The organism is Bradyrhizobium genosp. P, assembly GCF_049949265.1.
Classification (GTDB): domain Bacteria; phylum Pseudomonadota; class Alphaproteobacteria; order Rhizobiales; family Xanthobacteraceae; genus Bradyrhizobium.
Window position 1 is genome coordinate 3,804,055 of record NZ_CP188195.1, and the last position, 13,333, is coordinate 3,817,387.

Below are 13,333 nucleotides of genomic sequence, written 5' to 3' on the forward strand. Positions count from 1 at the left end.
AAGCCGGGTGCCGATTGCACCCATGGGCCCGGTGCAACAAAAAGCACCGGGGTAGGACCACAGGTGTAACCGGAAACAACCCGGCTTTCCCTGCGCGATGGGTTACGGCTTATACGTGCTCTCCCCGGTGAGACTGGGCTCTTTTGTCACCGTCATCAGCGGGAGGACTTGCCTCTTGCTGATGAGACACCTGCCACTAGGGCGTCAGGCCTGCACGACTTCGCCGTCCGCCTCATGCGCACTCGTCTGTTGCGCAATCCGCGTCCACCGCATCCCACCGCGCGTTCGTGATGATCGCGAGCGCCCCTCAGTCGGGTGAGACGGGCAAATCTATAGCACTGAGTTGCGCTTCCGAAAATCAGAATATTTTTGTCACGAGGGCTTGCGCCGTCGGGCAAATCAGTGCTTGGCGCGATTGATCACGACCCGGTTACTTCTGGGGTGAGCGCAGGCGATTGCAGCGCAAGATGTATTGTGCTAAAGTGCAATAACAGGTTGCGCCAGTCTGCCGTTTAGAACTTCATCTATGCTTGAAGGTCGACAAACCAGTGGAGGCGAACATGTCTAAAGCGACAGTTAGTATTTCAGAAGAAACGCACGCGATTAATATCGTGGTGCCGCCCGGAACCAAATGGACCGAGGTCGGCAAGATCGTTGAACTTTGCACGAACACAATGTTGCGACCCCCGCGTCTGTGTAACACGTGCATTTCCGGCCGCGTGTTGCAGATCACAGAAGAACTTCCGCAAGTTACGCAGGTCGATATCGACTGAAAAATTTGCTTTCCTCCCACGAGGCGGCGTGGCCGCAAGGAGGCGAAGCTATGCGCGAGTCCGCGTCAGCGCTGGGCATCGGTATTCTGCATAATCCGGTCGTCCCGGACTTGCTCAAATCGGATCCGGGCATGGTGGATTACGTCTCCATCATGCCCGATCTGTTCTGGAGCGACGGCGGACCGGGCGCCAATCCGCGCTTCGCCGAGTCGGAGCCATGGATGGAGTTTATCGACTGGGCGTGCGGTCGATATCCGCTCATTGCGCACAGCGTCGGACTTTCGCTCGGCAGTGCGGTATTTTCCGACGATGCCTATGTCGAGCAACTTGCCGATTGGCATCGGCGCTATCGCTTCCTCTGGCACAGCGATCATTTGTCCTTCGCGCAGGTACGGTCGGCCTCCGGCGAGGAGCAGAATGCCGGCATGGCAGTGGCCTTGCCGCTCGATTTCGAAGTGCTGCAACTGCTGACTGCGAGAATTCAAGCGCTGCGCCCGCGCTTGCCCTCGCCATTTCTGGTTGAGAACGCCGTCGCTTATGTCACCTTCACCGATGAGGAGATGAGCGAACCGGCGTTCCTCAATTCGCTGGTCCGCGACAGCGGCTGTGGGTTGCTGCTTGACCTGCACAATCTCTACACCAGCGCGCGCAACCATAAGTTCGATGCCTCTGCCTTCCTGCGACAACTCGATCTGGACGCGGTGGTCGAAGTGCATGTCGCGGGGGGAACCGAAGAGGACGGCATCTACACCGATGCCCATTCGGGCCCCTGTCCCGAGGCGGTCTGGTCGCTGCTCGAAGAAATCATGCCGCATACGCCGAATCTGAAGGGAGTTACCTTCGAGTTTCATGACTCTTATTTTTCGATCTTCGGCGCCCAGGACGTCCGAGCCCAGCTGGACCGTGCGCGCGCCATTTGGCATCGGCATCGGCCGCGATGAGCGTGGCGTCTTTTCAGCAGGCGCTTTGCGATTTGATCGCATCCCCTGGTCTCTGTCGTGCACTCCGCGCCGGCCACGAAGAGGTACTGGCGAACTATGAGCTCTCCGCGCGAGAACGAGCGCGGTTGTGCGACGTGGTCTGGCAGCGCGGCATGTCGACGAATTGCTCGCTGTATCGCGCGAACCGCGTCACGCCGCTCTACATGATCCTCACTTACACGCTCCGCTCTCTGGGCGATCAGCTTCGGTCCCTGCTCGATGAGTTCTGGGACGCGAAGATTTATCGGGACGGTCAATTTTCGAGCGAGGTGGAGCGATTTGCCGCTTTCCTCTGCAAGCGCATTGCCGACGGTATCGTGTCTAGTCCATTTACGGCCGAACTGCTGGAGTTCGAGCTCAAGCTCAACGCCCTCAAATGCGCCCCGCGCAAGCAGTTGCTGCGCGAAGTCGAAGCCTTGCCCGCTCCCGGTCCGGATACACCGTGCCGGATTCATCCGCTGGCTCGCCTGGTTCGGTTCCACCACGATCCGGCCGCGCTCCTCGATGCCGCCGCGCGCGAGGTCATTGCTTCTGCGAAAATCCCGCGCCAGGAAACACTGCTGGTGCTGAGTCTGGCGGGCGGCGGCGTCAGCGTTATCCAGCTTCCTGACGACATCCGCAGCGCGCTCGACGACGACGGACAATTCCTCGAATCGTTGACGCCGCGGCTGGCGCCCGCGTTGGCCGATGCTGGACTTCTTGTAGACCGGCGAGCGCAGGATCACGCGCTCGGAAAAGCACCCGCACCCGCCGAGTAAGCGTGGTTCACCCCAGGGTAAGCGTCTGGGGATTACAAATCGTCAACAGTCGAATGGCTCTGGGGGAGAACCCTAATCAGTACCTGGCGACCCCGGCACAACAGCTTTCGTATTGCGGTCGGAGAAAACTGCCGGCACGTCGAACTTGCCAGTTTGCAGGTCATATCTGCAGCGCCAGTCGCGCACGACGCCGGTTTGCATGGGCTTGCGGCCCTTTACGTCGGCATCCCCCGACAGAGCGATCAGAAGATAACGGTTCGCCGGCCAATCGACGCCGAGCCAGCGATAGTTGTCGTCAAGCCCTTTCAGGAGGTTCGCCGTCTCGTGATACTCGGGCGCCTTCGCGATTTTTCGCCACTCGGGACGCGTCTTCAGGTAGGCCCACGCCAGGTCGCCGAGCGGCTTCTTGCTCGCGGGAACGTAGCCCTGCGGAGCGAGGCGGTACAGATAGAGCGTCGACTCGCCCGAGCCAGTTTTTTGAAAACGAACGATCCATTTCAGATCGTTCGCGAAGCGAAATCCCGCGGGATAGTCGGCCGGCTCCGGATCGAGCAGCGTCAATGCATCCTGCCGGCGCACCCAGAACTGCCATTTCCAGTCGTCCGTATCCTTGTTCAGGTATTGCTCGACCGCTATCGCACCGTCCGGCGATTTCTCGGTGTATTTCTCTTCGATCTTATAGCCTGCGGGTGGTTCCGCCGGCTGCGCGGCGGCTGTGCCGATGCCCGAGACGCCGATAGCGCAAACAACGAGCAGTCCGATCGAGGATATTCGAACCTTCATTATCCAGCTCCTCCGACCCAGTCACGGCATTAGTCGCGCATGTTCTGATCCTGTTCATTAAGGCGCTACCGGCCTGCGATTTTTGGGAAATTGACTGACGGCCGATCGCGGGCGACCCGCCAGTCGGGCCGGGGGCTGGTTTGCGTGCTCAGGGGCATCTTTCGTCAAGTTCAGGTCAATCCGCATCTCTTGCGTGCGGCTTCGTTCAGCCCTCGCGTCGGAACTGGCCGAGCTCATGCAACAATGCAGCGCCCGTCCGTACGCCGCTATGGAAGCAGTCCAGCGTCATGTTCTCGTTCGGCGCATGGTTGGCTTCGTCCGGATTGGCATAGGGCGTGACGAAGGCGGGGATGCCGAGGAGCTTGGTGAAGACGTAGTTGGGCAGGCTTCCGAAGCCGGCGGGTACCAGCAGCGGCTCCTCGCCATGGGCAGCAACGAAGGCGCGGCGCAGCGGCGCGGTGTAGGGCGAGGCGATCGGCGTCTTCGAGGGCTGCATTCCCATTTCTTCGGCGACGAACTCGACCTCGGGCGCATGTTTCGCCACATGGGCCCGGACCTTGCGCAGGATGTCCTCGGTGTCCTGGGCCTCGACGAGACGGATGTCGCATTTCACCAAGGCCTCGTTCGGCAGCACGGTCTTGGTGCCGGGGCCGCCATAGCCGCCGTGGAAACCGTTGATGGTCAGCGTCGGCTGGAAGCAGAGACGGTCGTAGAAGGGGCGGTCGGCAGGCGCGTCGAGGCGCTTCAGTGCAAGACTGTTCTTGACTGCCTCGATATCGAGCGGCAAGCGCTCGATCGCCGCCAGTTCCTCAGGCGATGGCGGCTCGACGGCGTCATGCAGCCCCTCGATGGTGATCTCCCCGGCCGCGTTCTTCATCGTGCCGAGCAAGTGGACCAGCGTCCAGACCGGGTTCGGCACGACGCCGCCGAAATTGCCGGAATGGACGTCGCGGCTGGCATGGCGGCAGCGCAGCTCGAAGGAGACGACGCCGCGCGAGCCGAACTTGATCGTCGGCGCGCCGCTGGCGTGGCGGGGGCCGTCGGCGGTGACGGCGAGATCGGCCTTCAAGAGATGCGCGTTGGCGCGCACGAAACCGGCGATATGCGGGCTACCGATCTCCTCCTCGCCCTCCAGCAGCAGGATCAAATTGCACGGCAGTTCGCCGTGAACCTTGAGATGGGATTCGATCGCCAGGATCTGGGCGAAATGCTGGCCCTTGTTGTCGCCGACGCCGCGTGCATAGAGCCTGCCGTCCCGAATGGTCGGCTCGAACGGCGGCGATATCCATTTCTCGAGCGGGTCGGCCGGCTGCACGTCGTAGTGTCCGTAGAGCAGTACGGTCGGCTTGCCAGGTGCTTTCTCCCAGCGCGCCATCACCATCGGATGGCCCTCTGTCGGGACAAGTCCGGCTTCGAGACCGATCCCTGTGAGCATCTCGACAAGGAGCGAGCCGACCTCGGCGATGCCGATGTTCTCGGCGCTGATGCTCGGATGGCGCAGATAGGCGATCAGGCGCTGCAGGAAGCTGTCGCGGTGGGATTCGATATGAGTGAAGACGGCAGCCAATGCGTCGGAAGAGGCCATGATGAGCACCGGACACTGGAGTGAGCGCCCACCGGGATAGGACGGCGCGACAGGCGTCGGATTGCGACCGCGCTTTACGTCCTTCCAGGGAGACAATCAACGGGTGCGACGTCGATCGCCATCGTTCAGGCCTGACCGGATGTGTCGCAGCACCTTCCGGCGGCCTGGACCGGAGGGCACGGCACCGACCCGTAGGAGCAGAACACGCAGCAATCGCCGGCCTTGGGCTTGAGACGGATGCCGCAGCCCTTGCAGTCGTAGAAGAACTGGCAGGCGTCGGTCGGCATGGTCTCGGTGGCGGCGAATCCGCAATCCGGGCAAATCAGCGTCGAGACGAGTTGCATGCGGGGTCCGTTGGGTCACCGCTGATATCGTGCGGTGATCGCGGACATCAAGTATCCATTTAGGTATCCTTGCATCTGGCGAGATCGTGATCTCAACCGGATTTGCAGGTCGTGCGCGAACATGCGACAAACGGGCATGCATGTGAGGCGCCTCGCCAATCTCTGGCTGATGCCGGGTGACGCAGCGATGCAGATGGCGTCCGGCGAGATTCAGGCCAAGATGGATGCGATGTCGGACGACATGCCGTGCTGTCCGGACCAGACCAAGAGCAAGACCTGCGACGGCTGCCCGTTCGCCGCGCTTTGCATGTTGAGCGTTCCGCTGCCGGCTCCGGCCGGGGCGATGTCGCTCGTCGAGCGTCATCCGTTGCGAAGCCAATTCGCTGCGCATGACGATCGCCTGGTCGACGGCCTCGGCACAAAGCCTCCCGATCATCCACCTCGAACCCACGTCTGACGGGCGCGCAAGCGCCTGATCGCTGACGCGTGCGCCCGATGGCGCGCGCCGTTGCATGCCGCTTGCGCGGCCAATCAGACCACTCGAGGACAACAACCATGACTACTTCCACCCTGGCGCGCGCCGCTGCGGCCGCGCTGATCGGCGCTGCCGTGGCGGGCACGACGCTGCCCGCCTATGCCGACACCAGGAACTTCGAATTCCAGCTCACGCAGCCATCCGTCGAGGTCGGCGCCGATCGCATCGTCACTGTGCGGCTGGTCGACAAGACGACTGGAAAGTCCGTCCCGGACGCCGTCATCTTCAGGGCGCAGCTCGACATGGCGCCCGAAGGCATGCAGGAGATGGTCACCAAGGTGACGCCGATGCCCGGGACCGAGCCCGGCACCTACCGGTTCAAGGCAACTTTCGGCATGGCCGGGCGCTGGCAGTTATCGCTCGGCGCGAAAGTGCAGGGCGAGACCGGTTCGGTCGAAAACAAGCTCGTCGTGACGGCCGGGAAATGATCCGCCTCGCTTTGGCCGGCGCTGCCGCTGCGATCGCCGCAGCGGCAGGCGCAGCACTGATCGGTCACGGCCTGCCACCGCGACCGGCGACAACAGCCATCGTACCGGCCGCGCATGCCGGGGAGGTGGGCGCACCGATCTATTTTCCGCGATCCGGACGGCAAGCCGCTTTACTCAGCGACGCCGAAGAAGACGCCTGACGGGCGCGATTATCTGGCCGTGCCTGCGGATGCCGATGTCAGTCCCGGAGAACCCGAGCGGGCTGCGGACATGAATGCCGCCGGCGCAAACAGCGCGCGCAAGGTCAAATATTATCGCAATCCGATGGGGCTTGCCGACACCTCGCCGGTGCCGAAGAAGGATTCCATGGGGATGGCCTACATCGCCGTCTACGAAGGCGACGACAGCGACGACGGCTCGGTCACGTTGTCATCGGGCAAGATCCAGCGCACCGGTGTCCAGTCCGAACCAGCCGGGATGCGCCGCATTCGGACGCTGGTCCGCGCACCCGGCACGATCCAGCTCGACGAACGGCGCGTGTCCGTGATCGCGATGCGGGCCGAAAGCTATGTACAGAAGGTTGCCGACATCACGACCGGAAGCCGCGTCGCGAAAGGCCAGCCGCTGATGGAGATCTACAGTCCTGCGGTTTCGTCCGCCGCGGCGGAATACCTCGCGACGATCACCTCAAAGGCCACGGCAGGCGTCACGTTCTACGGCCGCGGCTCGCGGCAGCGCCTGGTGAATCTCGATGTTCCCGAGGCCGCCATCGCCGAGATGGAAAAGAGCCAGACCGTCCCGATCACCCTCCAGTGGTCCGCGCCGCGTGATGGAATTGTGCTCCAGCGCAACGCCGTCGAGGGCATGCGCGCGCAGCCCGGCGACGTGCTGTTTCGCATCGCCGATGTTTCCGTCGTGTGGGCGTTGGTCGATGTCGCCGAACGCGATCTCGGGAGCGTCGCGGTCGGACAACCGGTCACGGTGCGCGCGCGCAGCTATCCCGGCCGCCGGTTCGACGGCCGGATCAGCGTGATCTACCCGCAGGTGAACAAGGAGACGCGCACCGCGCGGGTCAGAATCGAGCTGGAGAATGCCGATCTCGCACTGCTTCCCGACATGTATGTCGATGCCGAGATCGACACCGGCAGTCAGGCACCAATACAACGTCATCCTCGATCCGCAGCGGATGCGCGACCGCGGCATCACGATGCAGAAGATGCGTGACGCGATCCGTGCTGGCAACGCCGACGTCGGCGGCCGCACCGTCGAACTCTCCGAGTTCGAGTATGTGATCCGCGGCAAAGGCTATCTCAAGAGCATCAACGATCTCGGCAACATCGTGCTCAAGACCGACAACGGGACGCCGGTGCTGCTGCGCGACGTTGCGCGGGTAGAAATCGGGCCGGATGAGCGGCGCGGCATCGCGGAACTGAATGGCGAGGGCGAGGTGGCAAGCGGCATCGTGCTGCAACGCTTCGGCATGAATGCCCTCGACGTGATCGACAACGTCAAGAAGCGATTCAAGGAGATCGCGACCAGCCTGCCGAAGTCGGTCGAGATCGTTCCGGTCTACGACCGTTCGAACCTGATCCATGCGGCGATCGATACGCTGAAGCGCACCCTGATGGAGGAGAGCTTCGTCGTCGCGCTGGTGTGCGTCGTATTCCTGCTGCATGTCCGCAGCGCCCTGGTCGCGATCCTGATGCTGCCGGTCGGCGTGCTGATGGCCTTCGGCGCTATGAAGTTGCTCGGGATCGGCTCCAACATCATGAGCCTGGGAGGGATTGCGATAGCGATCGGCGCGATGATCGACGCGGCGATCGTGATGATCGAGAATGCGCACAAGCATCTGGAGCGCGCCGAGCCGGGCCGGCCGCGTATCGCGATCCTGATCGACGCCGCCGCGGAGGTCGGGCCGGCGCTGTTCTTCAGCCTGTTGATCATCACCGTGTCGTTCACGCCGATCTTCACGCTGGAGTCCCAGGAGGGGCGGCTGTTCAGTCCGCTCGCCTTCACCAAGACGTTTGCGATGGCGGCGGCGGCGCTGCTGTCGGTAACGCTGGTTCCGGCGCTGATGGTGATCTTCGTCCGCGGCAGGATCGTCCCCGAGCACAAAAATCCGATCAACCGATTCCTGATCTGGGCCTACCGTCCGGTGATCAAGGGCGTGTTACGCGCCAAGACACCGGTGATTGTGTTGGCGCTCGGCGTGCTCGCGGTCTCGATCTGGCCGGCGCGCCAGCTCGGCACCGAGTTCATGCCCAATCTCAACGAGGGCACGCTGCTCTTCATGCCGACGACGCTGCCGGGCATTTCAGTGACCAAAGCAGCCGAATTGATGCAGATGCAGGACCGGATCATCAAAAGCTTCCCGGAAGTCGCCTCGGTGTTCGGCAAAGCGGGCCGCGCATCGACGGCGACCGACCCCGCGCCGTCGGAAATGTTCGAAACGATCGTCAACCTCAAGCCGAAGGAGCAATGGCGGGCCGGTGTGACCATCGACGGCCTGATCGCCGAAATGGACAAGGCGCTGCAGTTTCCCGGCGTGTCCAACGCCTGGACGATGCCGATCAAGGCGCGCATCGACATGTTGTCGACCGGCATCCGCACTCCCGTTGGCGTCAAGGTCATCGGCCCCGACCTTGCCGGCATCGACAAGCTCGCCAGGCAGATCGAGCAGGTCCTGAAGGCCGTTCCCGGCACCTCGTCGGCCTATGCCGAACGCGGCCTCGGCGGCTACTACCTCGATATCACGCCGAACCGCGACGCGCTGGCGCGCTACGGCATCGCCGTGCAGGACGTGCAGGACACGATCGCAACCGCGCTCGGCGGCCAGACCGTGACCACGACGGTAGAAGGGCGGCAGCGCTTCACGGTCAACATGCGCTATCCGCGCGATCTACGCGACAATCCGACGGCGATCGCGAGCGACATCCTGGTGCCGATGCCGGCAGGCGGCGCGGTTCCGCTCGGCGAGGTCGCCGATGTCGCGCCGGCGCGCGGGCCGACCTCGATCCGGACCGAGAACGAGCAACTCGCCGCTTACATCTATGTCGACATCCGCGATCGCGATCTGGGCGGCTACGTCGCGGACGCACAGCGCGCGGTGCAGGCCAGCATCACGTTCCCGCCCGGCAGTTACGTGGTCTGGAGCGGGAGTTACGAATATCTCGAACGCGCCACCGCGCGGCTCAAGATCGTCGTGCCCGTGACGCTGTCGATCATCTTCCTGCTGCTCTATCTCAACTTCCGCTCGGTCACTGAAACCAGGTTGCGGTCGCGGTCGGCTTCATTGCGCTCGCCGGTGTCGCCGCCGAGACCGGCGTGGTGATGCTGATCTATCTCAATCAGGCGCTCGCGGAGATCGGAAGGCGCCGCGCCGCCGAAGGCGAAGCCGTGAGCCGGACCGACCTCCATAATGCGATCATGGAGGGGGCTGTCGAGCGCGTCCGGCCGAAGATGATGACCGTGGTCGCCATCATGGCGGGACTGCTGCCGATCATGTGGAGCACGGGCACGGGCTCCGAGATCATGCAGCGGATCGCGGTCCCGATGATCGGCGGCATGATCTCCTCGACCTTGCTGACGCTGATCGTGATCCCGGCGATCTTCGGGCTGGTCAAAGGCTTCGGTCTGCCTCCGGGCAAAGCGCGACCTCCGGCGAAGACGAAAGCGGCAACCAGATTGCGGGTCCCCGAACCTGCCGAATGAGGCGAGCTAACATGAACGAAAGGATGTCAGGAACGATTGAGGCTCGGTTGGGTGCGGGCTGATTTATCGCTCGACACCCCGGAACGCGGATGGCGTTGGTGCGTTGCAGTGCATTCCATGCGCAGAAAGACCTCTCCATGAAACTCAACGTGGCAATGCTGATGGCGGCGCTGGTGCTTTCAGGAACCGCGTTGGTGCAGAGTTCCGGCCCGTCGGCCGGTGGGCAGGCGAAAAACGGGCAGGGCGCAACTACGACAGGTCTGGCGCTGAACAACGACAGGTCCGGCAACAGCGGACCGCCGGTTGAGCAGGTGGCCAAGCCGGGCACCGGCGCGGTGGGCAACACGATCGACGTGAACCGCGCGCCGAAGGGCGACCGCCGCGGCGAGCATTTTCCGTAAGCTGCGCCACATCTCGGCAACGGCGCCGTCGCCGCGTGGCCGGAGTGCCCGCCACCGAAATCACCTCGTAGAAATCCACCCATCCTACATCGGCGAAAAAAAGCCGGCGCCGTCGTGGTGACGGCGCCGGCTCGATGCGTTGATGGTCGCCTGACTCAGTAGACGAGGCCGGTGCCCGGGGGCTTCTCGAGCGCTGCGGCAAGCGAGCGGTATTCCGCGCTGCCGGTGCCGGCGAACTGGGCGATCTTGTTCAGATGATACTCCGCCTGATCGCGGTTGCCCTGTTCGAGCTGCCAGAGGCCGTAATACTGCCAGGTGCGCACATGGTTGGGATCGGCCTTGAGCGCGCGCTCGTACCAGACCTGCGAGACCTTGTAGTCGCCGAGCTTGCGGTAGGAATAGCCGATCAGATTGGCGACGTCGGCGCGGTCGTCCTGGCCCAGCGCCTTCAACTGCTCGATCGCGCCGGCGTAGTCGTGGCGATCGTAGATCGTGGTGTAGGCCACATGATAGCCGGCCAGGAACTTCTGGTCGTCGATCGCGGAACTCTTATCCTTCTTGCCTTTCTTGGGCGCCTTGCCCTTGCCGCTGTCGGATGCAGGCGGGGACGGCTCATCGCTGCCCGAGGCATAGGCTGAGATGACGGGGCCGCCGGCAAGTGCCATCGAGAGCACCGCGAGGGTCAAAAACCGTGTCGTCTTGCTCATTCGTCGTCGCTCCTGATCGTTTCTGATCGTGCTCGGTAATTCTACACCGAAGCCTGACGACTTGAACCCCCGCGGTCTCAAAACATTCCCGGCCGGACCACGCTTTCCCGTGATCGGCGATGTTCCCGGGCCGGGCCGCCGACATGACAAAGATGTCATTCACATGAATGAACACCGTCAGTGCGCTTCAGAACCGGTTCAGCACGCCGCCCCTAAGGTCGCGTCATTGATCGGCGAGGCCGACCATCCGGCCGGAAACCTTAGCGATCTCGTGGAAGAGGAGACCACCATGTTGAAGACGATTTCCGCAGCGCTGATTGCCATGTCCGTCATCGCTGCTCCGGCGCTCGCCGCCGAACAGGGCAAGACCGTCGCTCCGGCGCCCGTGACCAAGACCGCCCCCGTCATCAAGAGCGAGCAGATCCCATCCAAGGTTCTGAACGCCAACGCGAAGATGGGCCGGCATACCCACAAGTCCTACCGTCATCACCGTCACCACAAGCACATGGGCCTCCTGAAGGTGAAGGCGCCGAAGCACGCGTCCAACCACGTCAAGCACATCAAGGCGAAGGTCGCCGTCAAGCACGTCGCGCCGGTCAAGCGCGGCTGAACCTGATCCGCAGGCGCGGTTCGATCCACATTGCCCCGGCTCGCGCCCACGGATATCAGACCCGGCCCGCCCGCCATTGCTTCCCCAATGGCGGCGGGCCGGAGCGCGTCTGCGTGGTGGAGCGTCATCAGCGACGATGCGATCAAGGCCCGGCGAGCCCCGCATTGCCGCGATAGCCGCGTTATCGCCGTCATAACCGAGTTGCGAATTCCCTTCCGGCGCCGGGCGGTCTATGAGACGCGGCCAGGGTATTAGGGGACGCTTGCTCTTGGGGATTCCAGTGAAACTGGCGGTGATGCTGCTGCTGTCGATCGGGCTGGCCGGCTGCGCCGGTGGTGACGACAATGGCAGACCGATCACCTTCACCAGCGATCGCGGCAACACCGAACAGCCGTTTCCGACCACCTACCGCGCCGAGATCCTGGCCTTCATGAAGACCTACCTGAACAATCCGGTCGGCGTCCACAACGCTGCGATCGCCGAGCCGGTGGAGCGCACGGTCGGCGGCCGGCTGCGCTACGTGGTCTGCCTGCGCTACAGCCCGAAGGACATGGACGGCACCTACCGGCCGGCCCGTGAGCGCAGCGTGCTGTTTGTCGATGGCCGGCTCGACCGCGTCATCGAGAACGCCGCCGAGCCCTGCGCCGGCGTGACCTATGCGCCGTTCCCCGATTTGGAAAAGATGTCGCCCTGAAGCGCGATCTGGACAAAACGTCGCAGCCAAGGCGGCGGCCCGGCTGCGAGCACAATCCGATCACTTTTCGCGGAGCGCTGAACCTTCCTTTAGGCATTTGCGACTTCCATTGAGCCGAAATGCGGCTGCTTAACGGGCGAAAAAACCTTCTGTGGCAAGGAACAAACGGGCGTTGTTGCGGTCCCGTCACAGTTCAGAAACTTCACAGGTGCGGCATTGCCCCAAAGCAACCCAATTGAGGTCACGTTGTTTGGTTTGGTAGCGCAACGTTAGTAACGGGGATCACTATGAAGAAGTTTTTGCTCGGCACCGTCGCCACTCAAGCGCTAGTCATTGCCGCTCTTGCGAGCCCGGCGCTTGCGGCTGACATGCCGGCCCGCACCTATACCAAGGCACCGCCCTATACCGCGCCGGCGCTCGTCTACAACTGGACCGGTTTCTATATCGGCGGCCATGTCGGCGGTGCGTTCACGGATGGCAACAACCTGACGGGCAGCGATGCGCGCTTCATGGGTGGCGTGCAGGGCGGTTTCGACTACCAGTTCGCCCCCAACTGGGTGGCGGGTATCGAGGCGCAGTACTCCTGGCTCCCCAGCTCGTCCAACACTGGCGTGCTGTTCCCGGCCGGTACGCTGGTGAGCGGCAATACCGACCAGATCGGTTCGGTCACCGGCCGCCTGGGCTACACGTGGGGTCCAACGCTGCTCTACGCCAAGGGCGGTTATGCCTGGCGCGACGGCAACAACCTCAACGCCTCGGTCGCCGGCGTGCCGGTGGGCTTCACCACCAACGGCAACCGTCAGGACGGCTACACGGTCGGCGCGGGTCTCGAATACATGTTCGCCCCGAACTGGTCGGCCAAGGCCGAATATCAGTACTACAATTTCGGCAAGACGACCTTCACGAGCGGTCCGGCCGACATCGTCGGCGCGAGCTTCCGGAACGACGAACACACCGTCAAGGTCGGTATCAACTACCGCTTCGGTTGGGGCGGCCCGGTTGCTTCCAAATACTGATCCAGACA

12 protein-coding genes and 2 pseudogenes are annotated in these 13,333 nt (G+C 63.1%); 10 read left to right on the forward strand and 4 right to left on the reverse strand.

Annotated features, from left to right (window positions below):
- The first annotated feature begins 703 nt into the window (after positions 1 to 703).
- Together ACP2YO_RS18455 and ACP2YO_RS18460 are read left to right on the forward strand one after the other, a co-directional pair.
- On the forward strand, positions 704 to 1,714 hold the full coding sequence (locus ACP2YO_RS18455; RefSeq protein ID WP_426442119.1) for a DUF692 domain-containing protein: 1,011 nt from the start codon (positions 704 to 706) through the stop codon (positions 1,712 to 1,714).
- Positions 1,690 to 2,511, forward strand: a complete 822-nt coding sequence (locus tag ACP2YO_RS18460) for a hypothetical protein (protein ID WP_426442120.1) — start codon at positions 1,690 to 1,692, stop codon at positions 2,509 to 2,511. Before ACP2YO_RS18455 ends, ACP2YO_RS18460 begins: the two co-directional genes overlap by 25 nt.
- 72 nt (positions 2,512 to 2,583) lie before the next feature.
- On the opposite strand, the gene ACP2YO_RS18465 is transcribed toward ACP2YO_RS18460, so the two are convergent.
- The 3 genes from ACP2YO_RS18465 to ACP2YO_RS18475 all read right to left on the reverse strand — a co-directional run bounded on the left by ACP2YO_RS18465 (position 2,584) and on the right by ACP2YO_RS18475 (position 5,223).
- Positions 2,584 to 3,294 (reverse strand): hypothetical protein, encoded by a 711-nt coding sequence (locus ACP2YO_RS18465; RefSeq protein ID WP_426442121.1) that lies wholly within the window; start codon positions 3,292 to 3,294, stop codon positions 2,584 to 2,586.
- Positions 3,295 to 3,499: 205 nt separating this feature from the next.
- Positions 3,500 to 4,879 (reverse strand): M20/M25/M40 family metallo-hydrolase, encoded by a 1,380-nt coding sequence (locus ACP2YO_RS18470; protein ID WP_426442122.1) that lies wholly within the window; start codon positions 4,877 to 4,879, stop codon positions 3,500 to 3,502.
- A 125-nt stretch (positions 4,880 to 5,004) separates the two neighbouring features.
- Entirely contained in the window at positions 5,005 to 5,223 is a 219-nt protein-coding gene (locus tag ACP2YO_RS18475) for a GDCCVxC domain-containing (seleno)protein (RefSeq protein ID WP_426442123.1), read from the reverse strand.
- Positions 5,224 to 5,359: 136 nt separating this feature from the next.
- Here ACP2YO_RS18475 and ACP2YO_RS18480 point away from each other — a divergent pair, with 136 nt between their 5' ends.
- The 5 genes and pseudogenes from ACP2YO_RS18480 (at position 5,360) to ACP2YO_RS18500 (ending at position 10,298) form a co-directional block, all read left to right on the forward strand.
- Entirely contained in the window at positions 5,360 to 5,680 is a 321-nt protein-coding gene (locus ACP2YO_RS18480) for a hypothetical protein (RefSeq protein ID WP_426442124.1), read from the forward strand.
- Between the two features lie 98 nt (positions 5,681 to 5,778).
- On the forward strand, positions 5,779 to 6,186 hold the full coding sequence (locus tag ACP2YO_RS18485) for a FixH family protein (protein WP_426442125.1): 408 nt from the start codon (positions 5,779 to 5,781) through the stop codon (positions 6,184 to 6,186).
- Positions 6,183 to 7,368, forward strand: a pseudogene (locus ACP2YO_RS18490) (efflux RND transporter periplasmic adaptor subunit); the annotation flags it as partial. The gene ACP2YO_RS18485 and the pseudogene ACP2YO_RS18490, both read left to right, overlap by 4 nt.
- Positions 7,343 to 9,897 (forward strand): annotated as a pseudogene (locus ACP2YO_RS18495) (efflux RND transporter permease subunit); the annotation flags it as partial. The pseudogenes ACP2YO_RS18490 and ACP2YO_RS18495, both read left to right, overlap by 26 nt.
- Positions 9,898 to 9,986: 89 nt before the next feature.
- Entirely contained in the window at positions 9,987 to 10,298 is a 312-nt protein-coding gene (locus ACP2YO_RS18500) for a hypothetical protein (RefSeq protein ID WP_426442126.1), read from the forward strand.
- 155 nt (positions 10,299 to 10,453) lie between these two features.
- Here ACP2YO_RS18500 and ACP2YO_RS18505 read toward each other — a convergent pair whose 3' ends face one another.
- Positions 10,454 to 11,005 carry a tetratricopeptide repeat protein gene (locus tag ACP2YO_RS18505; RefSeq protein ID WP_426442127.1) on the reverse strand — a complete coding sequence of 184 codons (552 nt, stop codon included), beginning with the start codon at positions 11,003 to 11,005 and terminating at the stop codon, positions 10,454 to 10,456.
- Positions 11,006 to 11,114: 109 nt separating this feature from the next.
- Here ACP2YO_RS18505 and ACP2YO_RS18510 point away from each other — a divergent pair, with 109 nt between their 5' ends.
- From ACP2YO_RS18510 to ACP2YO_RS18520, 3 genes are all read left to right on the forward strand, one after another.
- Positions 11,115 to 11,615: a His-rich protein BRANT gene (locus tag ACP2YO_RS18510; protein ID WP_426442128.1), complete on the forward strand. Its 501-nt coding sequence runs from the start codon at positions 11,115 to 11,117 to the stop codon at positions 11,613 to 11,615.
- Positions 11,616 to 11,910: 295 nt separating this feature from the next.
- Entirely contained in the window at positions 11,911 to 12,309 is a 399-nt protein-coding gene (locus ACP2YO_RS18515) for a hypothetical protein (RefSeq protein ID WP_426443239.1), read from the forward strand.
- A gap of 287 nt (positions 12,310 to 12,596) precedes the next feature.
- On the forward strand, positions 12,597 to 13,325 hold the full coding sequence (locus ACP2YO_RS18520) for an outer membrane protein (RefSeq protein WP_426442129.1): 729 nt from the start codon (positions 12,597 to 12,599) through the stop codon (positions 13,323 to 13,325).
- Positions 13,326 to 13,333: the final 8 nt, after the last annotated feature.